23 protein-coding genes and 1 rRNA gene are annotated in these 23552 nt (G+C 53.9%); 8 read left to right on the top strand and 16 right to left on the bottom strand.

Going from position 1 to position 23552, the window contains the following annotated elements:
* Positions 1–77: 77 nt before the first annotated feature.
* The 10 genes from recO to rseD all read right to left on the bottom strand — a co-directional run bounded on the left by recO (position 78) and on the right by rseD (position 8514).
* On the bottom strand, positions 78–785 hold the full coding sequence (gene recO / locus ABIE02_RS05450) for a DNA repair protein RecO (RefSeq protein ID WP_032613220.1): 708 nt from the start codon (positions 783–785) through the stop codon (positions 78–80).
* 198 nt (positions 786–983) lie between these two features.
* Positions 984–1889 carry a GTPase Era gene (gene era, locus ABIE02_RS05445; RefSeq protein WP_032613173.1) on the bottom strand — a complete coding sequence of 302 codons (906 nt, stop codon included), beginning with the start codon at positions 1887–1889 and terminating at the stop codon, positions 984–986.
* Positions 1886–2566 (bottom strand): ribonuclease III, encoded by a 681-nt coding sequence (gene rnc, locus ABIE02_RS05440; protein ID WP_032613175.1) that lies wholly within the window; start codon positions 2564–2566, stop codon positions 1886–1888. The genes era and rnc overlap by 4 nt, the downstream gene beginning before the upstream one ends.
* Before the next feature lie 223 nt (positions 2567–2789).
* A complete protein-coding gene (gene lepB / locus ABIE02_RS05435) occupies positions 2790–3764 on the bottom strand; it encodes a signal peptidase I (protein ID WP_032613177.1) in 975 nt (324 codons plus the stop codon).
* A 17-nt stretch (positions 3765–3781) separates the two neighbouring features.
* Entirely contained in the window at positions 3782–5581 is a 1800-nt protein-coding gene (gene lepA, locus ABIE02_RS05430; protein WP_032613179.1) for a translation elongation factor 4, read from the bottom strand.
* Between the two features lie 184 nt (positions 5582–5765).
* On the bottom strand, positions 5766–6242 hold the full coding sequence (gene rseC / locus ABIE02_RS05425) for a SoxR-reducing system protein RseC (protein ID WP_059307387.1): 477 nt from the start codon (positions 6240–6242) through the stop codon (positions 5766–5768).
* Positions 6239–7192: a sigma-E factor regulatory protein RseB gene (gene rseB / locus ABIE02_RS05420; protein ID WP_059307386.1), complete on the bottom strand. Its 954-nt coding sequence runs from the start codon at positions 7190–7192 to the stop codon at positions 6239–6241. The genes rseC and rseB overlap by 4 nt, the downstream gene beginning before the upstream one ends.
* Positions 7192–7842 carry an anti-sigma-E factor RseA gene (rseA, locus tag ABIE02_RS05415; protein WP_032613185.1) on the bottom strand — a complete coding sequence of 217 codons (651 nt, stop codon included), beginning with the start codon at positions 7840–7842 and terminating at the stop codon, positions 7192–7194. The genes rseB and rseA overlap by 1 nt, the downstream gene beginning before the upstream one ends.
* Before the next feature lie 31 nt (positions 7843–7873).
* Positions 7874–8449: an RNA polymerase sigma factor RpoE gene (gene rpoE / locus ABIE02_RS05410; protein WP_032613187.1), complete on the bottom strand. Its 576-nt coding sequence runs from the start codon at positions 8447–8449 to the stop codon at positions 7874–7876.
* On the bottom strand, positions 8446–8514 hold the full coding sequence (gene rseD / locus ABIE02_RS05405; RefSeq protein ID WP_231313890.1) for a rpoE leader peptide RseD: 69 nt from the start codon (positions 8512–8514) through the stop codon (positions 8446–8448). The genes rpoE and rseD overlap by 4 nt, the downstream gene beginning before the upstream one ends.
* 356 nt (positions 8515–8870) lie before the next feature.
* Here rseD and nadB point away from each other — a divergent pair, with 356 nt between their 5' ends.
* A complete protein-coding gene (nadB, locus tag ABIE02_RS05400) occupies positions 8871–10490 on the top strand; it encodes an L-aspartate oxidase (RefSeq protein WP_103793081.1) in 1620 nt (539 codons plus the stop codon).
* On the opposite strand, the gene trmN is transcribed toward nadB, so the two are convergent.
* Entirely contained in the window at positions 10475–11212 is a 738-nt protein-coding gene (gene trmN / locus ABIE02_RS05395) for a tRNA(1)(Val) (adenine(37)-N(6))-methyltransferase TrmN (protein ID WP_032613191.1), read from the bottom strand. The genes nadB and trmN overlap by 16 nt on opposite strands.
* Before the next feature lie 132 nt (positions 11213–11344).
* Between trmN and srmB the strand changes: the two genes are divergently transcribed.
* Positions 11345–12667, top strand: coding sequence for an ATP-dependent RNA helicase SrmB (gene srmB, locus ABIE02_RS05390; protein ID WP_032613193.1), 1323 nt, complete (start codon positions 11345–11347; stop codon positions 12665–12667).
* Positions 12668–12723: 56 nt separating this feature from the next.
* Here srmB and grcA read toward each other — a convergent pair whose 3' ends face one another.
* Positions 12724–13107, bottom strand: a complete 384-nt coding sequence (gene grcA / locus ABIE02_RS05385; protein WP_032613195.1) for an autonomous glycyl radical cofactor GrcA — start codon at positions 13105–13107, stop codon at positions 12724–12726.
* A gap of 313 nt (positions 13108–13420) precedes the next feature.
* Here grcA and ung point away from each other — a divergent pair, with 313 nt between their 5' ends.
* Positions 13421–14110, top strand: a complete 690-nt coding sequence (gene ung, locus ABIE02_RS05380; RefSeq protein ID WP_262658363.1) for a uracil-DNA glycosylase — start codon at positions 13421–13423, stop codon at positions 14108–14110.
* A 104-nt stretch (positions 14111–14214) separates the two neighbouring features.
* On the opposite strand, the gene ABIE02_RS05375 is transcribed toward ung, so the two are convergent.
* Positions 14215–15315 (bottom strand): tRNA/rRNA methyltransferase, encoded by a 1101-nt coding sequence (locus ABIE02_RS05375; protein WP_117385216.1) that lies wholly within the window; start codon positions 15313–15315, stop codon positions 14215–14217.
* A 206-nt stretch (positions 15316–15521) separates the two neighbouring features.
* Here ABIE02_RS05375 and trxC point away from each other — a divergent pair, with 206 nt between their 5' ends.
* The 5 genes from trxC to ABIE02_RS05350 all read left to right on the top strand — a co-directional run bounded on the left by trxC (position 15522) and on the right by ABIE02_RS05350 (position 21244).
* Complete coding sequence (trxC, locus tag ABIE02_RS05370) at positions 15522–15941, top strand: thioredoxin TrxC (protein ID WP_059307384.1); 420 nt, start codon at positions 15522–15524, stop codon at positions 15939–15941.
* A 72-nt stretch (positions 15942–16013) separates the two neighbouring features.
* Entirely contained in the window at positions 16014–16712 is a 699-nt protein-coding gene (tapT, locus tag ABIE02_RS05365; protein WP_032613203.1) for a tRNA-uridine aminocarboxypropyltransferase, read from the top strand.
* Between the two features lie 35 nt (positions 16713–16747).
* Positions 16748–19411, top strand: coding sequence for a bifunctional acetate--CoA ligase family protein/GNAT family N-acetyltransferase (locus ABIE02_RS05360; protein WP_262658365.1), 2664 nt, complete (start codon positions 16748–16750; stop codon positions 19409–19411).
* Between the two features lie 110 nt (positions 19412–19521).
* The gene (pssA, locus tag ABIE02_RS05355) at positions 19522–20877 is read left to right on the top strand and encodes a CDP-diacylglycerol--serine O-phosphatidyltransferase (protein ID WP_032613208.1); all 1356 of its coding nucleotides are present in this window, start codon (positions 19522–19524) and stop codon (positions 20875–20877) included.
* Between the two features lie 31 nt (positions 20878–20908).
* Positions 20909–21244 (top strand): YfiM family lipoprotein, encoded by a 336-nt coding sequence (locus ABIE02_RS05350; RefSeq protein WP_072250771.1) that lies wholly within the window; start codon positions 20909–20911, stop codon positions 21242–21244.
* Here the strand turns inward: ABIE02_RS05350 and ABIE02_RS05345 are convergent.
* From ABIE02_RS05345 to rrf, 3 genes are all read right to left on the bottom strand, one after another.
* Positions 21241–22548 (bottom strand): MFS transporter, encoded by a 1308-nt coding sequence (locus tag ABIE02_RS05345; protein ID WP_262658367.1) that lies wholly within the window; start codon positions 22546–22548, stop codon positions 21241–21243. The genes ABIE02_RS05350 and ABIE02_RS05345 overlap by 4 nt on opposite strands.
* A gap of 152 nt (positions 22549–22700) precedes the next feature.
* The gene (locus tag ABIE02_RS05340) at positions 22701–23156 is read right to left on the bottom strand and encodes a DUF4385 domain-containing protein (protein ID WP_032613212.1); all 456 of its coding nucleotides are present in this window, start codon (positions 23154–23156) and stop codon (positions 22701–22703) included.
* 115 nt (positions 23157–23271) lie between these two features.
* A 5S ribosomal RNA gene (rrf, locus tag ABIE02_RS05335) occupies positions 23272–23387 on the bottom strand.
* Between the last annotated feature and the right edge of the window lie 165 nt (positions 23388–23552).

Below are 23552 nucleotides of genomic sequence, written 5' to 3'. Positions count from 1 at the left end.
TTTTATTTTGGTTCGTTTCCCCTCGCCCTGGCCCTCTCTCACTGGGTGAAGGCTGGAGCCGGGGTGTACTCAATACGTTAACGCTTCGGTATAAACTGCCGAAATAATTCGCGGCTCTTAAGGGGCTTGCCACCAAGATACGGCTTGAGCGCAATACGGGTAAAGCGTTTTGCCGCCCGCAGGGTGCTGGCGTCGGGAAACTCGCGTTCTGCCAGCGCCCGTAGATCCCGTCCGGTGAAGGTGCTGTTATCAATGACGACGCTGGCGATAAAGCCCTTCTCTTCGCGATAGCGGTAGGTCATGGTGTCTTCGACCGGATCGCCGCTGCCTGCACAGTGCATAAAATCGACGCCATACCCCAGATGCCCAAGCAACGCCAGCTCGAAGCGACGCAGCACAGGTTCGGGCGAGCCGGTAACACCCGCCAGCGCCTGGATACAGTGCAGATAATCGAAAAAGAGTTCAGAAAAGCGGGTCTCATGTTCAAGAACGCGCGTAATCAGCTCGTTCACATACAGACCGCTGTACAGCGTAATACCAGAGAGGGGGAGCGCCAGAGAAACGGCTTCGGCACTGCGCAGGGTTTTGACTTCCCCGCGCCCACTGAAGCGCACCAGCAGCGGGGTGAAGGGTTGTAGCGTACCCTTCAGGTTAGAACGTTTGGAACGTGCGCCTTTAGCAACAAGGCGCACGCGGCCTGATTCTTCCGTGAAGACGTCCAGCATCAGGCTGGTTTCGCTCCAGGGACGACTATGCAGTACAAATGCACGCTGCCAGCCTTCCATCATACTCGTCGTCTTTCAGGTTGCAGGCGCATTGGCTGCGTCCGTTCACCCCAGCCAGTGAGTGGATTAAGCTCCCGGGGATTCGCGGCCATGCCGCGTGACTCAGCCTCCGGCCTCGCTCCTTCGGAGCCAGTGTAAGCGCTGTTCAAAACACGTTGTGTTTTGTCCTGCACCTCGAAAGCCATAGAGTGTGAAACGCTATACGTCGTCGCCGTAACCAAGACTGCGCAGTGCGCGCTCGTCATCGGCCCAGCCAGATTTCACTTTTACCCACAGTTCCAGGTGAACCGGGGCTTCAAACATCTCCTGCATGTCCTTACGGGCTTCAATACCGATGGTTTTGATTTTGGCACCTTTGTTGCCAATCACCATCTTCTTCTGCCCTTCGCGCTCAACGAGGATCAGCCCGTTGATGTCATAGCCGCCGCGCTCGTTGCTCTGGAAACGTTCGATTTCCACGGTCACAGAGTACGGCAGTTCAGCGCCGAGGAAACGCATCAGCTTTTCACGGATGATTTCAGACGCCATAAAGCGCTGAGAACGGTCAGTGATGTAATCTTCCGGGAAGTGATGAATCGCTTCTGGCAGATGCTTACGCACGATGCCCGCGATGGTATCGACGTTCAGACCGGTCTCGGCAGAGAGCGGAACGATATCGAGGAAGTTCATCTGGCTACCCAGCCACTGCAGATGCGGCAGCAGATCGGCTTTTTCCTGCACGTTATCAACTTTGTTGACCGCGAGGATCACTGGCGTTTTACCGTCGCGCAGCTTGTTCAGCACCATCTCGTCGTCCGGCGTCCAGCGGGTGCCTTCGACCACGAAAATGACCAGCTCAACGTCACCGATAGAGCTGCTCGCCGCCTTGTTCATCAGACGATTAATGGCGCGTTTCTCTTCCATGTGCAGACCCGGGGTATCGACATAAATAGCCTGATACGCCCCTTCGGTATGGATACCGACAATACGGTGACGGGTGGTCTGCGCCTTGCGGGAAGTGATGGAAATCTTCTGTCCCAGCAGATTATTCAGCAGGGTTGACTTGCCTACGTTCGGACGGCCGACGATGGCAACAAAACCACAGTAACTCTTTTCTTCGCTCATTCCAGCTCCAGCATTTTTAACGCCTGTTCGGCGGCAGCCTGTTCCGCCTTGCGACGGCTTGAACCTGTGCCAACCACCGGTTCACTCAGGCCACTGACCTGGCAATGGATGGTAAATTCCTGATCGTGTGCTTCGCCACGAACCTGCACCACCAGATAAGATGGCAGCGGCAGATGGCGACCCTGCAAATACTCCTGCAAACGAGTCTTTGGATCTTTCTGTTTATCACCCGGGCTGATTTCATCCAGACGCGACTGATACCAGTTCAGGATCAGCTGCTCAACCGTCTGGATATCGCTGTCGAGGAAAACGCCACCGATTAACGCTTCGACGGTATCCGCGAGAATAGATTCACGACGGAAGCCGCCGCTTTTCAGTTCGCCAGGCCCGAGTCGCAGGCACTCACCCAGTTCAAATTCACGGGCAATTTCGGCAAGCGTATTGCCACGTACCAGCGTTGCGCGCATGCGACTCATATCACCTTCGTCCACGCGCGGGAAGCGATGATAAAGCGCATTCGCAATAACAAAACTTAAAATGGAGTCGCCCAGGAATTCGAGTCTCTCATTATGTTTGCTGCTGGCACTGCGATGGGTTAATGCCTGTTGCAACAACTCCTGATGCTGAAAAGTGTAGCCCAGCTTCCGTTGAAGCCGATTAATTACGATGGGGTTCATGCGATACCAATAGAATAAATGCGTCAAAAATGCAGCACACGAAACCGTCCTGAAAAAGCCAACGCGGTTTCGTGTGCCGTGGCACTGAATCAGCGCCAACCTTAAACTTCGGGGGAATATTCTATACGCAACGACAGGGGTTGTCGTTAGTCAGAAGAGATTTATCACTGAAATAATTCACGTAGCCTCTGATTAAAGAGACTACGTGCGTATTTATCAGGAATTAGTGGATGCCGCCGATACGATTTAACCGTACGCCGGTCGGCCATTCGCCTTCCTGTTTCTCAAAGCTCATCCAGATAGTGGTCGCTTTGCCGACCAGATTCGCTTCCGGCACAAAGCCCCAGTAACGGCTGTCCGCGCTGTTGTCGCGGTTATCACCCATCATGAAGTAGTGTCCCGGCGGCACAATCCAGGTCGCCAGCTGCTGCCCCTGCTGATGATAGTACATCCCCAGCTGATCCTGAGCGATGGAGACGGTCAGGATACGGTGCGTCACATCGCCCAGCGTCTCTTTACGCTCGTTCAGACGAATACCGTTCTCTTTGGTCTCGCCTTTCGGTAGCTGGAAGAATCCACTGGTCGCTTCGCCACCGTTACGACGGGCAAATGTCTGCACAAAGTCACTTGGCTCAACGCCGGAATAGGTTACTGCCAGCGCGCTTCCACAGGCCGTACCGGAACTGCATCCAGGCTGAACCGTTACCTCTTTGGAGACCGGATTATAGGTCACCTTGTCGCCCGGCACGCCAACGGTGCGTTTGATGTAATCCAGACGCGGATCGTCCGGGTATTTAAACACCACGATGTCGCCACGTTTCGGATGACCGGTTTCGATCAGCGTTTTCTGGTAGATCGGATCTTTAATGCCATAGGCAAACTTCTCCACCAGAATAAAATCACCGATCAGCAACGTTGGCATCATCGAACCGGATGGGATCTGGAAAGGTTCATAGATAAACGAACGCACCACCAGCACAATGGCCAGCACCGGAAAGACAGAAGCGCCAGTTTCCAGCCAGCCCGGCTTCGGGCTGACTTTTTTCAGGGTTTTCGCATCCAACTGGTCGCCCGTGGCCGCCTGCGCGGCGGCCTGGCGCTCGTGACGTTTCGGGGCAAAGATAAACTTATCCAGACACCACAACAGCCCTGTCACCAGGGTGGCAACCACCAGGATCAGGGCAAACATGTTCGCCATGCCAACTCCTTAAAGGATTATTTTCCGTCTTTACCCACGTGCAGAATGGCGAGGAACGCTTCCTGCGGCAGTTCGACGTTACCGACCTGCTTCATACGCTTCTTACCTTCTTTCTGCTTCTGGAGCAGCTTTTTCTTACGGCTGACGTCACCGCCATAGCATTTTGCCAGAACGTTTTTACGCAACTGTTTCACCGTCGAACGCGCGATGATGTGGTTGCCAATGGCTGCCTGAATCGCAATGTCGAACTGCTGGCGCGGAATGAGTTCTTTCATCTTCTCGACCAGTTCACGACCGCGATACGGAGCATTGTCGTTGTGGGTAATCAGTGCCAGCGCATCGACGCGCTCGCTGTTGATCAGCACGTCCACACGCACCATGTTAGAGGCCTGGAAGCGTTTGAAGTTGTAATCCAGCGACGCATAACCGCGGGAGGTGGACTTCAGGCGGTCAAAGAAGTCGAGCACCACTTCTGCCATCGGGATTTCGTAGGTCAGCGCAACCTGGTTACCGTGGTAAACCATGTTGGTCTGCACGCCGCGTTTTTCGATACAGAGCGTGATGACGTTACCCAGGAATTCCTGCGGCAGCAGCATATGACACTCTGCAATCGGCTCGCGCAGCTCATGAATATTGTTCAGCGGCGGCAGCTTGGATGGGCTGTCGACGTAGATAACCTCTTTCGAGGTGGTCTCAACTTCGTAAACTACCGTCGGCGCAGTGGTGATCAGGTCCAGATCGTACTCACGCTCCAGACGCTCCTGAATGATCTCCATGTGCAGCAGGCCGAGGAAGCCGCAGCGGAAGCCGAAGCCCAGCGCCGTGGAGCTTTCTGGCTCATAGAACAGGGAAGCATCGTTCAGGCTCAGTTTGCCGAGCGCGTCACGGAAGTTCTCGTAATCATCAGAGCTGACCGGGAACAGACCTGCGTAAACCTGTGGCTTCACCTTTTTGAAGCCTGGCAGCGCTTTATCTGCCGGGTTACGTGCCTGGGTCAGGGTATCGCCCACTGGCGCGCCGAGAATGTCTTTGATGGCACAAACCAGCCAGCCTACCTCGCCGCATTTCAGCTCGGTACGGTCAACCTGTTTTGGCGTGAAGATCCCCAGACGGTCAGCGTTATAGACCTGGCCGGTACTCATCACTTTGATTTTGTCGCCTTTGCGCATGGTGCCGTTTTTAATACGCACCAGCGAGACAACGCCGAGATAGTTATCGAACCAGGAGTCGATAATCAGCGCCTGCAACGGCGCATCGGCATCACCTTCCGGGGCCGGGATATCACGCACCAGACGTTCCAGCACGTCAGTTACACCCACGCCGGTTTTCGCCGAGCAGCGTACTGCGTCCGTCGCGTCGATACCGACGATATCTTCAATCTCTTCCGCTACGCGTTCAGGATCGGCGGCTGGCAGGTCGATTTTGTTCAGAACCGGCACAACCTCGAGATCCATTTCCATCGCGGTATAGCAGTTAGCCAGCGTCTGGGCTTCTACGCCCTGCCCGGCATCAACCACCAGCAGCGCGCCTTCGCAGGCCGCCAGCGAACGGGAAACTTCATAAGAGAAGTCAACGTGGCCTGGGGTGTCGATAAAGTTCAGCTGATAGGTTTCACCATCAGACGCTTTGTAGTCGAGCGTGACGCTCTGCGCTTTAATAGTAATGCCGCGTTCGCGTTCCAGGTCCATGGAGTCCAGTACCTGGGCTGCCATTTCACGATCAGACAGGCCACCGCAAATCTGGATAATACGGTCAGACAGCGTCGACTTACCGTGGTCAATGTGAGCAATGATCGAAAAGTTACGTATGTTCTTCATATAGTTAAATAATTATGCCTTACGAATTCCTGGAGGCCGCTGTTCTTAGCCTGACGTTTTTCAGTGCGAAAACGCAGCATTCTACACTACATCTCCTTCACCGGGAAATGCTCTTCCAGCAAGCTTAGCGTGAAGATTCAGCGTTTTCTTTTATGAGATGTAAATAAAGCAAAGCCCGGTGACATCACCGGGCTTCAGAAGAGAGCATTTCGACACGAAGCTGATCGGGGGGCAATCCAACACTGAGGATCACAGGCTGCCACGCTTCACGGACGGCAAGCCTGGATGAAAAGCCGCGGGCAAGTAAAAAGCCACCCACGCCACCCAGAGCTGCCCCGCACATTGCGGCAAGATCGGTACTGAACATAACCTGGAAGACGCCCCCCAGGGCAAACAGCCCCACCAGCGGCGAGAGGTAGACCAGCATGGCAGAACCCAGCAGGCTGCCTTCGGCGATCCCTAACTCGACTTTTTGTCCTGCAACCAGCGGCTCTTCGCTGGGCACACTAATGGTGTGTGACGTTTGCGGCCCGAGTTTATTAAGCACCCGGCTTCCGCAGCCGGCGCGGGAGGCACAGCTGTTACAGGATGCTTTGACGTCACAGCTAACCAGCGCGACACCCTCCTGCCATGAAACGACAGTTGCCCACTCTTTGATCATTGTGCGGCCCTGAATTTAATGCTGTCGGCGATGCGTTTAGCCGTTTGTGGCGGTAGCTCACCCACGACGGTGATCTCGGCGTTATCACGCACGGTGGTACTCACGGTACGGCGTCCGGTGCGCAGCATCTGATCGGCGCTGACCGCTGTTGCCCGGTTGACGTTAACCGAGAAGCTGAACAGACCGTCGGAGTAAAGACGGGATTCAACCGCGGTATCAATCGTCGGCAGCTGGCGTCGACTGCTGGAGACTTCACTAAAGCCCTGAGGGATCCAGTTTGGTGCCCAGTTGAAGCTGACAGGGTCGCCTGCCGGTACAGAAAGCAGCGGCGGCAGGTTGGCTTTTGCCAGATTCTGCATGCTGTTGCCAACCTGATCGTTAATGGTGAAGGCGATCACCCTGAACTGTTCCAGCGTCTCGCCATCCCGATCCAGCAGATCGACACGCATAGGCAGCCTGGTCTCAGCATCCATCCACACGATATAGCTGTAACGCGTTCCGTCTCTGGCGACCACACGCAGCACTTCACAGAGCCGGTCAGCAATGCGGGTACGCCCTACGGAGATAAAGTCGTAGTAAGGAGCAAGCCGTTTGAAATCGGTATAGATGAGCGAAGGCAGCGAATCAACGATGTAATCGCCGTTCAGCGTAAAGGGTTCAAGTCCCGGCTCAAAATAGCTGATTTCGTTGCCACGCTGCACAACTTCGCGGCGCGGACCATCCATCTGCAATAGCTGGGCAAGCGGCTGTTTATCAAGACGGGCATGGCGATAGCGTAACGACTCTACACCTTGCTTATTAATACTGATAAAAGACAGCTCGTAGTTGAGTGACTGGCTGGCCTGGTTCATTTGCTGTAACAACGCCCCGGACGATACATCAGCCGAGGCGTTGACAGTGAAGAACAGGCTACCCGCCATCAGAGACATGGCGCACCAAAGTTGCTTCATTACTGCGATTGCGTTCCTAAAGTTTGGTTTCCAGGCACTTGCACAGCAGCCTGCTGGGTTTGTGCTTGCTCAAACTGAAGTTGTTCGGAATGCAGACGGCGCTGCAATTCGTAGTCCTGCAACATCGCATTGATGCGACGGCGTTGCTCTTGTACCTGCTGCTGCTGACCGGCGCCTGCCGATGCATCAGAAGGAATACCCAGGCTTACCGGGCTGGCTTTGCCCATCATCGGCAGCGTGTTAAACACTGGCGCTTCTGGTTGCTGGTTGACTTCAGATTGATTGTTATACTGCTGGACGCCAACAATAACTGCAAGCGATACGCACGCAGCGACGCCCATTTGCGTCAGTTGACTTGCCCAGGGACGCACTTTGTTCCAGAAAGGCATCTTCTGCCACTGGTGCGGTGCCGGTTGGGCTTCAGGAATCAGCGGAGTGGCTTGAGAAACAGGTTCATTCTCGATGGCAGCCATTACGCGAGCTGAGATATCGAAATGGAGAACGTCACTGGTATCACCGCGCAGGGTATCGCGGATGAGATGATAACTCTCCCAGGTTTTTTGCATCTCAGGAGAGCGAGAAAGCTCATTAAGCATCTCACTGTCCAGCGTTTCACCATCCATTAAAGCGGAAAGTTGTTCTTTCTGCATGCCTAATACCTTTTCCAGTATCCCGCTATCGTCAACGCCTGATTAGCGGTTGAACTTTATTATCAATAGCTTCTCGCGCACGAAAAATTCGTGAGCGAACCGTACCGACCGGGCAATCCATGATAGCGGCTATCTCTTCATAGCTCAGGCCATCTAACTCCCGCAACGTAATTGCCATGCGTAAATCTTCCGGGAGCGACTCGATGGTGCGAAAAACTATTTGTCTCAGTTCTTCTGACAACATTAAGTTCTCAGGGTTCGAAATTTCTTTTAACGCACCGCCGCTTTCAAAGTTTTCTGCGTCAATGGCGTCAACATCGCTTGAAGGCGGACGGCGGCCCTGAGCGACGAGGTAGTTCTTGGCGGTATTGACAGCAATACGATACAGCCAGGTATAAAAAGCACTATCTCCCCGGAAAGATTCCAGCGCGCGATAGGCCTTAATAAAAGATTCTTGTACGACATCAGGGACATCGCCTGACGGTACATAACGGGACACCAGACTCGCCACTTTATGCTGGTAGCGCACCACCAGTAAGTTAAAGGCTTTCTGATCTCCCTTCTGGACCCGTTCAACCAGAATCTGGTCCGTTAACTGCTCGCTCATCCGAGGTAATGTCTCCCCAAACCTAAAATCCACGCGTTATCGAAACGCCACTCCAAACACTGCACTGTGAGCAAGCAGTTGCTTTGAGGGTCTTTTTTTCAAAAAGTTCCGTCACGCCTTTGTTTTTGTTAATCGTGTCGCAGACTGTTCATTTTCTCTCATTATAAGTCTGATACCGAAACGCACCCAGTTTCTGATAAGAATTGGCATTTACCGCTTGCAGGGTACCGCAAGACTGGCTTTATTTCACCACAAAATCTGAAGCTAACGATCTGCTTCGCAAAATATTTCTGCTCTTTTTGTGCCTGCTTGCTCCTGGCGTGCTGTTTAGTCATTGCAACCAACCTTAAAAAAAACGTGCGATTCCTCGCATTCGGGTGCTATGCTGGCCAAACACTGTTTAGTAAATTAAACACACATCATGAACGCAATGACTGACCTCTCCTGTGACGTACTGATTATCGGCAGCGGTGCCGCTGGCCTTTCACTGGCGCTGCGACTCGCCTCACACCAGAAAGTGATTGTTCTCAGCAAGGGTCCCATCAATGAAGGCTCCACCTTCTATGCACAGGGCGGGATTGCCGCTGTGTTTGATGAAACGGACAGTATCGACTCCCACGTAGAAGATACCCTGATTGCCGGTGGCGGTATCGTGGATAAGCACGCCGCTGAGTTTGTCGCCAGTAATGCCCGACATTGCGTTCAGTGGCTTATCGATCAGGGTGTGTTGTTTGATACCCACGTCCAGCCCAACGGTGAAGAGAGTTATCACCTGACGCGGGAAGGTGGTCATAGCCATCGCCGTATCCTGCACGCTGCGGACGCCACCGGTAAAGAGGTGGAAACGACACTGGTCAGCCAGGCGTTGAGCCATCCGAATATCCAGGTGCTGGAACGCAGCAATGCGGTAGACTTGATCATTTCCGACAAGATTGGTCTGCCAGGTACGCGCCGCGTCGTGGGTGCCTGGGTCTGGAACCGTAATAAAGAGACGGTAGAAACCTGCCGGGCCAAATCGGTGGTACTGGCGACAGGCGGTGCTTCCAAGGTGTACCAGTACACCACTAACCCCGATATCTCTTCAGGCGACGGGATTGCCATGGCCTGGCGTGCAGGCTGTCGCGTGGCCAATCTGGAATTTAATCAGTTCCACCCCACCGCATTATTCCACCCGCAGGCCCGCAATTTCCTGCTGACTGAAGCCCTGCGCGGTGAAGGCGCGCATCTGAAGCGCCCGGATGGCACACGCTTTATGCCGGACTTCGACGAGCGGGGCGAGTTGGCCCCGCGTGATGTCGTGGCCCGCGCTATCGATCATGAAATGAAACGCCTGGGCGTGGATTGCATGTATCTGGATATCAGCCACAAACCCGCAGAATTTGTGCGTCAGCACTTCCCGACCATCTATGAAAAATTGCTGGGATTAGGCATCGACATCACCAAAGAGCCGATGCCTGTGGTGCCCGCAGCCCACTATACCTGCGGTGGAGTGATGGTGGACGATCATGGCCGCACCGACGTTGACGGCCTGTACGCGATCGGCGAAGTGAGTTATACCGGCCTGCATGGTGCCAACCGTATGGCCTCTAACTCGCTGCTGGAGTGTCTGGTCTATGGCTGGTCGGCGGCAGAAGATATTACCAAGCGCATGCCTTATGCCCGTCAGGCAGAAAATCTGCCCGCCTGGGATGAAAGCCGCGTGGAAAACCCGGATGAACTGGTGGTGATCCAGCATAACTGGCACGAACTGCGCCTCTTTATGTGGGATTACGTGGGGATTGTACGCACCACCAAGCGGCTGGAGCGCGCCCTGCGTCGCATTACCATGTTACAGCAGGAGATTGACGAGTATTACGCTCACTTCCGCGTGTCAAACAATCTGCTGGAGCTGCGTAATCTGGTCCAGGTGGCGGAGCTGATTGTGCGTTGCGCAATGATGCGTAAAGAGAGCCGCGGGCTGCATTATACGCTCGACTACCCGGAACAACTTGAGCACTCCGGGCCGTCCGTGCTCTCGCCGCTGGCTCACATAAACAGATAGAACGGGTGGGTCAGCGCCGTATAATCCTCGGAATAACGCTGATCTGGCCCGCGGATCACCAGCCTGTCGCTGAAGCATTCCCCTTCTTTCGGCGACAGCGCCACCAGAACCCGGTGCGGTAACCTGCCGTCCGTGTCAGCAATGTCGGTGCGCAGACGTAAATACCAGCCCATTTCCAGTGCGTTATTGATTAGCGCACTGCCCGCGCTTTCCGGTAATACCACGCAGAAAAACCCCTCTTCGGTGATCAACGCCGCCGCACAGGCTAATAGCGCACCGTGATCGAGCGAGCCGGTTGAACGAGCCTGGTCGCGCTCGGGCGTTGCGCACCCGACGCCGGGTTCATAATAAGGAGGATTACTGACAATTAAATCATAGCGAGCCGTTTGCTCTGGTGCCCAGGTAAGAACATCCGCACAATGGAGTGCAATGCGAGAGGCCCAGGGGGATTCAGCCACGTTTTCTGCTGCCTGTTCGGCCGCACGAGGATCCAGCTCTACCGCATCAAGCGTGGTTGACGGCTCGGTGCGCTGCGCCAGCATGAGGGCTAATAACCCGCTGCCGCTGCCAATATCAAGGATACGTTTAACGCCTGCAACCGGTGCCCATGCCCCCAGTAAAATGCCATCGGTGCCGACTTTCATTGCACAGCGGTCGTGAGCGACAAAGAACTGCTTAAAGGTAAAACCATCGCGGCGCAACTGCGCTTTGAGTTGAGACATGTCAGAGCAACCTTCAAAATGAAACGGGAGTAGCATAGGGGAAAGCGTAACGACGGAAAAGGGATATCCACACAAACAGATGAAGATTGCAGCCATAACGTCTATAATCAGCGCCCCACACAGAGGTAGAACATGACTGTAACGACTTTTTCCGAACTTGAACTCGACGAAAGCCTTCTGGAAGCCCTCCAGAATAAAGGCTTCACACGCCCGACTGCCATCCAGGCGGCAGCCATTCCGCCTGCGTTAGAAGGCCGCGACGTACTCGGTTCAGCGCCGACAGGCACCGGTAAAACGGCGGCGTACCTGCTGCCTGTCTTGCAGCATCTGATTGATTTCCCCCGCAAGAAATCCGGTCCACCGCGTATCCTTATCCTGACCCCAACACGTGAGTTAGCCGTTCAGGTTGCGGAGCATGCGCGTGAACTGGCCGCCAATACCCATCTGGATATTGCGACCATCACCGGTGGCGTAGCCTATATGAACCACGCCGAAGTGTTCAGTGAGAACCAGGATATCGTGGTCGCCACCACCGGGCGTTTGATGCAGTACATCAAAGAAGAAAACTTTGATTGCCGTGCTGTTGAAACGCTGATTCTGGATGAAGCGGATCGCATGCTGGAGCTGGGCTTCGCGCAGGATATTGAACACATCGCAGGCGAAACCCGCTGGCGCAAACAGACCATGCTGTTTTCTGCCACGCTTGAAGGCGATGCGATTAAAGACTTTGCTGAGCGTCTGCTTAACGATCCGGCAGAAGTTTCTGCCACGCCGTCCACGCGCGAGCGCAAAAAAATTCACCAGTGGTATTACCGTGCTGATAACTACGAGCATAAGCTCGAGTTGCTTAAACATCTGTTAAAACAAGATGACACGACCCGTACCATCGTCTTTGTACGTAAACGCGAACGCGTGCACGAACTGGCTGAACAACTTCGTGCCGCGGGCATTAACAACTGTTATCTCGAAGGTGAGATGGCGCAGATTAAACGTACCGAAGGGATTAAACGCCTGACCGAAGGTCGCGTGAATGTCTTGATTGCCACCGACGTGGCAGCGCGTGGTATCGACATTCCTGAAGTGAGCCATGTGATTAACTTCGACATGCCGCGCAGCGGGGATGTTTACCTTCACCGTATCGGTCGTACCGGGCGTGCAGGCCTTAAAGGCACCGCGATTTCTCTGGTTGAGGCGCATGACTATCTGCTGCTGCAGAAAGTGGGTCGCTACATCGAAGAGCCGGTGAAAGCGCGCGTGATTGACGAACTGCGCCCTACTACGCGCCCACCAAGCGAAAAAATGACGGGTAAACCGTCGAAGAAAGTTCTCGCCAAGCGCGCAGAGAAAAAAGAGAAAGAAAAAGAGAAACCGCGTGTGAAGCAACGCCACCGTGATGCCAAAAACATTGGTAAACGTCGCAAGCCAAGTGGCAGTGAACCTGCTTCACAGAAATAAGCGTAAAAAAACGCCGGGGTTAACCCGGCGTTTTTGTATCTATTCGCTGGCAGCAATTACAGGCTGGCGGTAAAGGTACGGGCAATGACGTCACGCTGCTGTTCTGCAGTCAGTGAGTTAAAGCGAACGGCATAACCAGATACACGAATGGTCAGCTGTGGATATTTTTCAGGATGCTTAACGGCATCTTCCAGTGTTTCGCGACGCAGCACGTTAACGTTCAGATGCTGACCGCCTTCAACGCGCACTTCCGGTTTGATTTCCATTGGGATTTCGCGGTACTCAATCTCACCCAGTTTATTAACCGGAACAACTTCATCTTCTGCAAAGCCTGCTTTTGCACATACGCAGCGCGCTTCGCCTTTTTCGCTGTCCAGCAGCCAGAAAGAGTTCAGCAGGTCGTCGTTTGCAGCTTTAGTAATCTGGATACCAGTAATCATGTAATGTCTCCCTTAAACTACACTATTGGGTGTTGCCCATTGTTTAGGGCAATTGGTAAAACCATTGTTGCTTGAGTGTATATATATCAGTCAAACCCTCGTCATTCATTGACGTAAATCAATAAAAACCACATCGACAGAAGGGCTATCAGGGAAGATTATTGTTTTATATCAATTTTCCCCGAATCCAGCCTTCAAAATAATTCGTAATTTTTTAAATATTTTTCATTTAGATGCCCTTTTACCCCGGCAATTTTGCTCCCTCGTCATAACCAGTTAAGCTAGGAGCAGATAAAATTCGCAGGAGAGCGAGATGACAACACCTTTAACCTGGCATGACGTACTGGCCGATGAGAAAAAACAACCTTATTTCGTCAATACGCTGAACACGGTTGCTGCCGAACGTCAGGACGGCATCACCATCTATCCGCCACAGAAAGACGTATTTAACGCCTTTCGTTTTACCGAACTGGCCGATGTCAAAGTGGTAATTCTGGGCCAGGATCCCTATCACGGGCCGGGCCAGGCGCACGGTCTGGCCTTTTCCGTACGTCCGGGCGTTGCAACTCCCCCTTCCCTGCTGAATATGTATAAGGAGCTGGAAGCCTCGGTGCCTGGTTTTACCCGACCTGCACACGGCTATCTGGAAAGCTGGGCGCGCCAGGGCGTGCTGCTGCTGAACACGGTGCTGACGGTACGCGCCGGGCAGGCACACTCCCATGCCAGCCTGGGCTGGGAGGCGTTTACGGATAAAGTTATCAGCCTGATTAACCAACATCGGGAAGGGGTTGTGTTTTTACTGTGGGGGTCGCACGCGCAGAAGAAAGGGGCGATCATTGATACCCAGCGCCATCATGTGCTGAAAGCACCGCACCCATCGCCGCTGTCAGCGCACCGCGGCTTTTTTGGCTGCAATCATTTCGTGCTGGCAAATGAGTGGCTGGAGAAACAGGGCGAAACGCCAATTAACTGGATGCCAGAGTTACCGGCTGAAAGCGAATAGACTGGATAAACAGAGCAGATATGCAGGCCCGGTAAACATAGCGCCACCGGGCCTATTGCCGGGTGGCGGCTTCGCCTTACCCGGTCTACAAAAACAGAACGGGATTACGCTTTGTTCTGACGCCACCACTCCGCCAGCAGAACGCCGGTCGCAACGGATACGTTAAGGCTTTCGACATTGCCGGTGCCATCGATAGAGACGCTCAGATCGGCGCTGGACAGTGCCGCATCAGACAGACCATCACGCTCCTGACCCAGCAACAGCACCATTTTACGCGGCAGCGTCGCCTTAAACAGCGGGGTGGTGCCTTTGTGGCTTGAGGTAGTCACAATGGAATAGCCCGCTTTACGGAACTGTTCAATCGCGTCTAACACGCTGTCGCCAGTGATCGGCTGAACGTGCTCCGCGCCGCCTTCCGCGGTACGGATTGCCGCACCGGATTCCAGCAAAGCCGCATCCTGCAACAGTACCCCTTTCACGCCGAAATGGGCGCAGCTGCGCATCATCGCGCCGAGGTTGTGCGGGTTGCCCACGTCTTCCATCGCCAGTACGCAGTCATCTTCCGCTGCCTGGCTAACCCACTGCTTAACGGTCATCCCGTTACGTTTCTTAATCAGGAAGCAAACGCCACCGTGGTGTTCGGTGCCAGACGCTTTGGTAATCTCTGCATCATCTACCACGTGGTAGGCTTTGCGATTGGCGGCCATCCAGCGCAGCGCCTCTTTGAAACGCGGCGTGACGCTCTGGATAAACCAGGCGCGCACGATGCTGTCAGGACGGCTCTGGAACAGGGCCTGACAGGCGTTCTCACCGTAGACACGCGTCTCTTCCGCGCGTTGACGGCGGATGACTTCTGGATCAATCACCGTTTTACCGGCCATGCTGCCGTGATCGACAGGGGCCTTCGACTCATCGCCCGGCGCGCGGGAAACGGTACGCCACGGGGAAGCGTCGCGGTTAAAGTCGTCGCGTTTGAAATCATCACGCTTACGGTCGTCACGTTTACGATCGTCGCGTTTGCGGTCATCACCGCGGCTGTTTCTCTCATCGCGGGCGGGGCGACGGCCACCGTCTGCACGAGATGGCCCTGGACGCCCGCCACCTTTTCCGGTACGCGGATTTTCGGTGCGTTTATCAGAGTCATCATCACTGCGGACATACATCACTTTGACCTTGCCGCTTTTGTTTTTCAGTTCGTCGTTCATGCTTTTCTCCACCAGCGCTGCGCGAAGCGCGCAGATTACCCGATGTACCCGCGCATAGCCATTACTTCGTATAAAAGCCTGTGACTATTGTTCTCATTGAATAAAACGCATTGTTGTTTCAAACAGGGTCGCTGATAATATGTAACATATTGGAAACATAACCGGCATGTTGCCGATTTGTCCCCCTGCTCTACCTGAGGTTAGTTATGAATACCGTATGTGCCAACTGCCAGGCTCTTAACCGCATTCCAGAGGATCGAATTGATGATGGAGCAAAATGCGGACGCTGCGGTCATGAATTGTTCGATGGTGATGTCATTAATGCTACCGGTGCAACTCTGGATAAACTGCTGAAGGACGATCTGCCGGTAGTGGTCGATTTCTGGGCACCATGGTGCGGCCCATGCCGCAATTTTGCACCGATTTTTGAAGATGTCGCAGAAGAGCGTAACGGCAAAATGCGTTTTGTGAAAGTGAACACCGAAGCTGAACGTGAGCTGAGCGCACGCTTCCGCATTCGCAGTATTCCAACCATCATGATTTTCAAGAATGGTGAGGTGGTCGATATGTTGAACGGCGCAGTGCCAAAAGCCCCGTTTGACAGCTGGCTGAACGAATCCCTCTGATATTCCGGGGCACGTAACTTGTGCCCCGCTCTCGCCTCTGCGAGAATGGCGTTTTTTCTACGCTCTCCCCCCATGACTGATAACGCCGTACTGCAATTGCGCGCCGAACGCCTGGCGCGTGCGACTCGTCCTTTCCTTGCCCGTGGTAACCGCATTCGTCGCTGTCAGCGCTGCCTGCTGCCGCTTAAGCAGTGCCTGTGCGCTACGCTGACACCCTGCGAGGCTAAAAGCCGTTTCTGTCTGGTAATGTTTGATACGGAACCGATGAAGCCCAGCAATACTGGCCGACTCATCGCCGATATTTTACCGGATACCGCTGCTTTCCAGTGGTCTCGCACCGAACCGCCGCAGGCACTCCTGGATTTGGTCGCCAGCCCGGATTATCAGCCGATGGTGGTGTTCCCGGCGTCTTATGCCGGAGAAACGCGTGAAGTGCTTACCGTTCCCCCTTCCGGCAAGCCCCCGCTGTTTATTATGCTGGACGGCACCTGGACCGAAGCGCGTAAGATGTTCCGCAAGAGTCCTTATCTGGATGCCCTGCCGGTAATCTCGGTCGATCTGTCACGTGTTTCTTCTTATCGCCTGCGTGAAGCCCACGCTGACGGCCAGTACTGCACAGCCGAAGTGGCGATTGCGCTACTGGATCTGGCGGGCGATACCCTGGCAGCCAGTGCGCTTGGTGGCCATTTTTCTTGTTTTCGCGAACGCTATCTCGCAGGAAAAACCACTCATAAGGGAAGCATCACAGCAACGGAGCCGGAAAGCGTTTAAAATCATCAGGTCACTCGCCTTTTCAGGAGACTTGTATGAGCCAGCGCGGGTTAGAAGCATTACTCCGCCCTAAATCCATCGCCGTCATCGGCGCGTCGATGAAACCCGAACGCGCCGGTTACCTGATGATGCGGAACCTGCTCGCAGGCGGTTTCAACGGCCCAATTCTGCCGGTAACGCCTGCTTATAAAGCCGTGCTGGGCGTCCTGGCCTGGCCAGACGTGGACAGCCTGCCCTTTATCCCCGATCTCGCGGTGCTTTGTACTCATGCCCAACGCAATATTACGCTGCTTGAGGCGCTGGGTAAAAAGGGCTGTAAAACCTGCATCATTCTCTCCTCACCTCCTGAACAACAGACGGCGCTCCTGGCCTGCGCGGCGCGATTCCAGATGCGACTGCTGGGGCCAAACAGCCTTGGCCTGCTGGCGCCCTGGCAGGGGCTGAACGCCAGTTTCTCGCCTGTTCCGATACGTAAAGGCAAGTTGGCCTTTATCTCGCAGTCGGCGGCGGTCTCCAATACGATCCTCGACTGGGCACAGCAGCGTGAGATGGGGTTTTCCTACTTTATCGCCCTGGGCGATGGGCTGGACATCGATGTCGACGAGCTGCTGGATTTTCTGGCACGCGATACCAAAACCAGCGCCATCCTGCTCTATCTTGAGCATCTGAGCGATGCCCGACGCTTTGTTTCGGCGGCCCGTAGTGCCTCGCGCAATAAACCGATCCTGGTGATCAAAAGCGGTCGTAGCCCGGCCGCCCAGCGTCTTCTGCACTCGCATTCCGGGATGGACCCCGCCTGGGATGCCGCCATCCAGCGTGCCGGTTTACTGCGCGTTCAGGATACCCATGAACTCTTTTCGGCTGTCGAAACGCTCAGCCATATGCGTCCGCTCCGGGGTGAACGGCTGATGATCATCAGCAACGGTGCCGCCCCCGCCGCGCTGGCGTTGGATGAACTCTGGCTGCGTAACGGCAAGCTGGCCGCGCTCAGTGAAGAGACGCTCCAGCGCCTGCGTGAGGCGCTGCCTCCTGGCGTAGAGCCGGGTAATCCACTCGATTTGCGTGACGATGCCAGCAGCGATCGCTATATCAGCGCCCTGAACATTCTGCTGGAGAGCCAGGATTTTGATGCCCTGATGGTTATTCACTCTCCGAGCGCCGTCGCGCCAGGAAGTGAAAGTGCCCGTTCGCTGATTGAAACTGTGAAAAAGCATCCGCGTGGTAAATACGTTTCGCTTTTGACCAACTGGTGCGGTGAGTTTTCCTCTCAGGAGGCACGCCGCCTGTTCAGCGAGGCAGGGCTACCGACATACCGCACACCGGAAGGCACCATCACCGCCTTTATGCACATGGTGGAGTACCGACGTAACCAGAAACAGCTGCGGGAAACCCCTGCGCTCCCCGGAAATCTGACGGCCAATACCGGTCATGCCCGTGCCCTGCTGCAACGCGACATTGATGATGGCGCGCGTACACTGGACACCCACGAGGTGCAGCCGATCCTGAATGCTTTCGGCATGCATACCCTGCCGACCTGGATCGCCAGTGACAGTGCGGAAGCGGTGCATATTGCCGAGCAGATTGGTTATCCGGTGGCGCTAAAACTCCGCTCCCCCGATATCCCCCATAAGTCAGAAGTTCAGGGGGTAATGCTGTATCTGCGCACCGCGGCGGAAGTTCAACAGGCGGCAGATGCCATCATCGATCGCGTCAAAATGACCTGGCCCCAGGCGCGGATCCACGGCCTGCTGGTGCAAAGCATGGCCAACCGCGCGGGGGCACAGGAGTTACGGGTGGTGGTTGAACACGATCCGGTCTTTGGTCCACTGATCATGCTGGGCGAAGGGGGCGTTGAGTGGCGTCCTGAAGAGCAGGCGGTGGTTGCCCTGCCTCCGCTGAACATGAACCTGGCGCGCTACCTGGTGATCCAGGGGATCAAGAGCAAGAAGATCCGCGGGCGTAGTGCCTTGCGATCGCTGGATATCGCTGCTCTGAGCCAGTTCCTGGTGCAGGTATCGAACCTGATCATCGACAGCCCGGAAATACAGCGTCTGGACATTCATCCTTTACTGGCCTCCGGCAGCGAACTGACGGCCCTGGACGTGACGATGGACGTGGCAGCCTTTACTGGCGATCGTGAAAGCCGACTCGCGATCCGTCCTTACCCTCATCAGCTTGAAGAATGGGTGGAGATGAAAAATGGCGAGCAGTCGCTGTTTCGTCCCATCCTTCCTGAAGATGAACCCCAGCTACAGCGCTTTATTGCCCAAGTGACAAAAGAAGATCTTTACTATCGCTACTTTAGTGAAATCAACGAATTTACCCACGAAGATTTAGCCAATATGACGCAGATCGACTACGATCGGGAAATGGCTTTTGTTGCCGTCCGCCGCACTGATGAGGGTGATGAGATCCTTGGCGTCACGCGTGCTATTTCCGATCCTGATAACGTCGATGCGGAATTTGCAGTACTTGTTCGCTCCGATCTAAAAGGCCTCGGGCTAGGCAGACGGTTGCTGGAAAAGCTGATCGGTTATACGCGCGATCACGGACTTATCCGTCTCAATGGCATTACTATGCCTAATAATCGTGGCATGATCGCCCTGGCGCGAAAATTAGGCTTTACTGTTGATGTTCAGCTGGAAGATGGCATTGTGGGGCTGACGCTGGCGCTGATGTCGACTGGTAAACAAGAGTAAGGTACTGGAAATGTTGACCACTTTAAACGGCACTGGTGGTATGATTGCCCGCTTCTGTTGGCTGCATAGCCCATATAATCCTTCAATGAACAGAGAAGAAACGCACTGTGATGTTGTCCAAATTTAAGCGTAATAAACATCAACAACACCTTGCTCAACTACCGAAGATTTCTCAGTCAGTTGATGATGTAGAGTTCTTTTATGCTCCCGCTGATTTTCGGGAGACGCTACTGGCAAAAATTGCCAGCGCAACGCATCGTATTTGCATTATCGCGCTTTATCTTGAACAGGATGAAGGCGGCAGCGCGATTTTACGCGCGGTATACGAGGCCAAACGTCAGCGCCCTGAACTGGATGTTCGCATCCTGGTGGACTGGCATCGCGCTCAGCGCGGCCGTATTGGTGCAGCCGCATCTAACACTAATGCCGACTGGTATTGCCGCATGGCGCAGGAGAACCCTGGCGTAGATGTGGCGGTTTATGGTGTCCCGGTTAACACCCGCGAAGCGCTCGGCGTACTCCACTTCAAAGGCTTCATCATTGATGATAGCGTGCTCTACAGCGGCGCAAGTCTGAATGACGTCTACCTGCATCAGCTTGATAAATACCGTTACGATCGCTATCACCTGGTGCGTAATGCCCGCATGGCTGACGTCATGTTCGAGTGGGTGGATCAGAACCTGGTACGCGGTCGCGGCGTGAATCGCCTTGACGATCCCCATCGTCCAAAAAGCCCGGAGATCAAAAATGACATTCGTCTTTTCCGTCAGGAATTGCGCGATGCCATGTTCCATTTCCAGGGTGATGCGGATAATGAACAGCTTGCAGTGACCCCGCTTGTAGGCCTTGGCAAATCCAGCCTGCTCAATAAAACTATCTTCCATCTTATGCCGTGCACTCAGCATAAGCTGACCATCTGTACCCCCTATTTCAACCTGCCGGCAGTCCTGGTGCGTAATATCATCCAGCTTTTACGCGACGGTAAAAAGGTTGAAATAATCGTTGGTGATAAAACGGCGAACGATTTCTTTATCCCTGAAGATCAGCCATTTAAGATTATCGGTGCCCTGCCTTATCTGTATGAGATTAACCTGCGCCGCTTCCTCAGCCGCCTGCAGTATTATGTCAATACCGATCAGCTGGTGGTGCGTCTCTGGAAAGATGAAGATAACAGCTATCATCTGAAAGGGATGTGGGTTGATGATGAGTGGATGCTGCTAACGGGAAATAACCTCAACCCACGTGCATGGCGACTGGATCTTGAGAATGCCATTCTGATCCACGACCCGCGTCATGAGCTGGCAGCCCAGCGCGATCGCGAGCTGGAGTTGATCCGCACCCATACCACTGTGGTTAACCATTACCGCGATCTGCAGAGCATTGCTGATTATCCGGTTAAGGTCAGAAAACTGATCCGCCGTCTGCGCAGGATCCGCATTGATCGCTTGATTAGCCGCATTTTGTAATTTTCAGCCCTGTCATTGACGGGGCTTTTTTATGGAGATCGTTGTGCGTTATTTTCTGTTAATGGGCTGTCTGCTTCTGTGTGGTTGTAGCCATATGGCTCAGGATAGCTGGTCGGGTCAGGATAAGGCACAACACTTTCTCGCCTCGGCGATGCTCTCAGCGGCGGGTAATGAGTATGCCCAACGACAGGGGTATAGTCGCGATCGTAGCGCGGCGTACGGCTTGATGTTTTCAGTGAGTCTTGGGGCATCGAAGGAGTTGTGGGACAGCCGCCCGGCGGGGAGCGGCTGGAGCTGGAAAGATTTTGCCTGGGATATCGCCGGGGCAACAACCGGCTATAGCCTGTGGCAACTGGCGGAGCACTAAAGACGGACCCCTTTCCCTTTTCGGTGCAGCATCAGCGAGACAATAAATGCCAGCGCCCCCATCAGCGTAACGTACCAGAAAAAGACGGTCTCATTGCCGATCGATTTTAATGACAGCGCAACATATTCTGCCGACCCCCCAAAGAGTGCGTTAGCTACCGCATAAGATAACCCCACCCCCAGCGCACGTACCTGAGCCGGAAACATCTCTGCCTTAAGAATGCCGCTGATAGAGGTGTAAAAACTGGCAATGACCAGTGCCACCATCACCAGAGCAAAAGCGGCATAAGGGGATGAAACATGCTGAAGCGCTGTGAGAATAGGCACCGTGCATAACGTCGATAATCCGCCAAAAATGAGCATGGAACTACGACGACCGATTTTATCTGACAGCGCACCGATAATGGGCTGAATAAGCATAAAAACAAACAGCGCCACTGTCATGACCATACTCGCCACGTTAGCGTGCATACCCGTGGTGTTGACCAGATACTTTTGCATGTAGGTTGTAAAGGTATAGAAGGTGAGTGAGCCGCCTGCCGTGAAGCCGAGCACCATCAAAAATGCCTTGCGGTTACGCCATAAACCTTTAAATGAACCCGCCTCTTTTAACGTTCTCACCTCTTTTCGCGACGTTTCATCCAGTTGGCGCCGTAACCACAGTGCCACCACGGCCAGGACTGCACCCAGCGCAAAAGGAATACGCCATCCCCAGGCACGGAGATCTTCATCACTCAATACTTGTTGCAGTATTACCACGGCCAGGATAGCCAACAGCTGACCGCCGATCAGCGTGACGTACTGAAAAGAAGCATAAAAGCCTTTACGCCCTTCCACTGCGACTTCACTCATATAGGTCGCACTTGTACCATATTCCCCCCCAACGGATAGCCCCTGGAACAAACGCGCCAGCAAGAGTAAGGCCGGTGCCCATGTGCCAATCGCATCATAGCCGGGTAGACAGGCAATAACCAAAGAGCCGAAACACATCATACAGACTGAGATCAGCATGGACGTTTTTCGCCCTCTTCGATCGGCGATGCGACCAAACAGCCAGCCGCCGATTGGGCGCATCAAAAAGCCAGCGGCAAAGACGCCTGCGGTTTGCAGAAGTTGTGTCGTGGTGTTGCCGGATGGGAAGAAGATATGAGCAAAATAGAGTGAACAAAATGAGTAAACATAGAAGTCGAACCATTCCACCAGATTGCCAGAAGATGCGCCGACGATAGCCCAGATCCTGCGGCGGGTATCGCCGTCTGCCTCTTTTTTACTTTCCGTATCTGTACTTGCTACGGTTTCTGTCATTTTAAATCCCCTGTCTTACATTGCGGGCCATTGCACCCGTTCCAGTAAAACCAGATTTAAAATTTAACGTTAGGTAAAAAAATTGTTTCTATTATGTTTCATTTAATTTTGTGAGATAAGTCATAAAATGCGGCCTGAGGCGAGGGGTATCATCAACCCCACTTTTTTTGATGCGCTTGTTTTCTCTGTAAATAATCTTCATCGGCACGAATTTTATCCCACCATCCCTTAAAGACTTTCGCCGCTTCGGCTTTGACTGGATCGTGATCTAACGGACGCACATTGCGTTCATCATCATACTTTTTGCCGCCTTTGTGGTTGGCATAGCGCCTGGCGCGGGTATACCCCATCTGAATAAATTTCCTGGCCATATCCATACCAACAAAATCATTTTTCTCACGATATTGCTCAAAGAGCGCGTAAATTTCCTGTGCAGATTTTGTCGCGACTTCAGCATTTTTGTAACGCCAGTAGGGCAGGATTTCACTTTTATAAGGTTCAACCAGCAAGACACCCTGCTCTCCCCGCCCTACCTGGTAAAGCTCAGGATGATCACGAAAGTTTGTGTTGGCAAAATCTTGTTGGTAGTTAAATGGGGGATTCGGCAAAATAACCTCGATGACGATGTATATCTTGTTATTTTAGCCAGAGATTGTTGAGTTTGCCCGGGATGGAGAAATGCGAAAAACCCCGTACCTTGCGGTACGGGGTTCCTGATTTGATGCCTGGCAGTTCCCTACTCTCGCATGGGGAGACCCCACACTACCATCGGCGCTACGGCGTTTCACTTCTGAGTTCGGCATGGGGTCAGGTGGGACCACCGCGCTACAGCCGCCAGGCAAATTCTGTTTCCGGGCCGCCGCACGGGCCACCCGGTTAATCTGTATCAGCTGAAAATTGTCTCAGTCACCGAAAACAGCTTCGGCGTTGTAAGGTTAAGCCTCACGGTTCATTAGTATCGGTTAGCTCAACGCATCGCTGCGCTTACACACCCGACCTATCAA

The sequence above is a fragment of the Leclercia sp. 1548 genome, assembly GCF_050435045.1.
In the GTDB taxonomy this organism is placed as follows: domain Bacteria; phylum Pseudomonadota; class Gammaproteobacteria; order Enterobacterales; family Enterobacteriaceae; genus Enterobacter; species Enterobacter adecarboxylatus.
The sequence above is the reverse complement of the archived record's forward strand: the minus strand, read 5'-3'. Positions and strand labels throughout refer to the sequence as shown.

Excerpts from the sequence above, each read along its gene's own strand:
- recO (WP_032613220.1), bottom strand. The coding sequence starts at position 785 with ATGGAAGGCTGGCAGCGTGCATTTGTACTGCATAGTCGTCCCTGGAGC.
- era (WP_032613173.1), bottom strand. The coding sequence starts at position 1,889 with ATGAGCGAAGAAAAGAGTTACTGTGGTTTTGTTGCCATCGTCGGCCGT.
- rnc (WP_032613175.1), bottom strand. The coding sequence starts at position 2,566 with ATGAACCCCATCGTAATTAATCGGCTTCAACGGAAGCTGGGCTACACT.
- lepB (WP_032613177.1), bottom strand. The coding sequence starts at position 3,764 with ATGGCGAACATGTTTGCCCTGATCCTGGTGGTTGCCACCCTGGTGACA.
- lepA (WP_032613179.1), bottom strand. The coding sequence starts at position 5,581 with ATGAAGAACATACGTAACTTTTCGATCATTGCTCACATTGACCACGGT.
- rseC (WP_059307387.1), bottom strand. The coding sequence starts at position 6,242 with ATGATCAAAGAGTGGGCAACTGTCGTTTCATGGCAGGAGGGTGTCGCG.
- rseB (WP_059307386.1), bottom strand. The coding sequence starts at position 7,192 with ATGAAGCAACTTTGGTGCGCCATGTCTCTGATGGCGGGTAGCCTGTTC.
- rseA (WP_032613185.1), bottom strand. The coding sequence starts at position 7,842 with ATGCAGAAAGAACAACTTTCCGCTTTAATGGATGGTGAAACGCTGGAC.
- rpoE (WP_032613187.1), bottom strand. The coding sequence starts at position 8,449 with ATGAGCGAGCAGTTAACGGACCAGATTCTGGTTGAACGGGTCCAGAAG.
- nadB (WP_103793081.1), top strand. The coding sequence starts at position 8,871 with ATGAACGCAATGACTGACCTCTCCTGTGACGTACTGATTATCGGCAGC.
- trmN (WP_032613191.1), bottom strand. The coding sequence starts at position 11,212 with ATGTCTCAACTCAAAGCGCAGTTGCGCCGCGATGGTTTTACCTTTAAG.
- srmB (WP_032613193.1), top strand. The coding sequence starts at position 11,345 with ATGACTGTAACGACTTTTTCCGAACTTGAACTCGACGAAAGCCTTCTG.
- grcA (WP_032613195.1), bottom strand. The coding sequence starts at position 13,107 with ATGATTACTGGTATCCAGATTACTAAAGCTGCAAACGACGACCTGCTG.
- ung (WP_262658363.1), top strand. The coding sequence starts at position 13,421 with ATGACAACACCTTTAACCTGGCATGACGTACTGGCCGATGAGAAAAAA.
- ABIE02_RS05375 (WP_117385216.1), bottom strand. The coding sequence starts at position 15,315 with ATGAACGACGAACTGAAAAACAAAAGCGGCAAGGTCAAAGTGATGTAT.
- trxC (WP_059307384.1), top strand. The coding sequence starts at position 15,522 with ATGAATACCGTATGTGCCAACTGCCAGGCTCTTAACCGCATTCCAGAG.
- tapT (WP_032613203.1), top strand. The coding sequence starts at position 16,014 with ATGACTGATAACGCCGTACTGCAATTGCGCGCCGAACGCCTGGCGCGT.
- ABIE02_RS05360 (WP_262658365.1), top strand. The coding sequence starts at position 16,748 with ATGAGCCAGCGCGGGTTAGAAGCATTACTCCGCCCTAAATCCATCGCC.
- pssA (WP_032613208.1), top strand. The coding sequence starts at position 19,522 with ATGTTGTCCAAATTTAAGCGTAATAAACATCAACAACACCTTGCTCAA.
- ABIE02_RS05350 (WP_072250771.1), top strand. The coding sequence starts at position 20,909 with ATGGAGATCGTTGTGCGTTATTTTCTGTTAATGGGCTGTCTGCTTCTG.
- ABIE02_RS05345 (WP_262658367.1), bottom strand. The coding sequence starts at position 22,548 with ATGACAGAAACCGTAGCAAGTACAGATACGGAAAGTAAAAAAGAGGCA.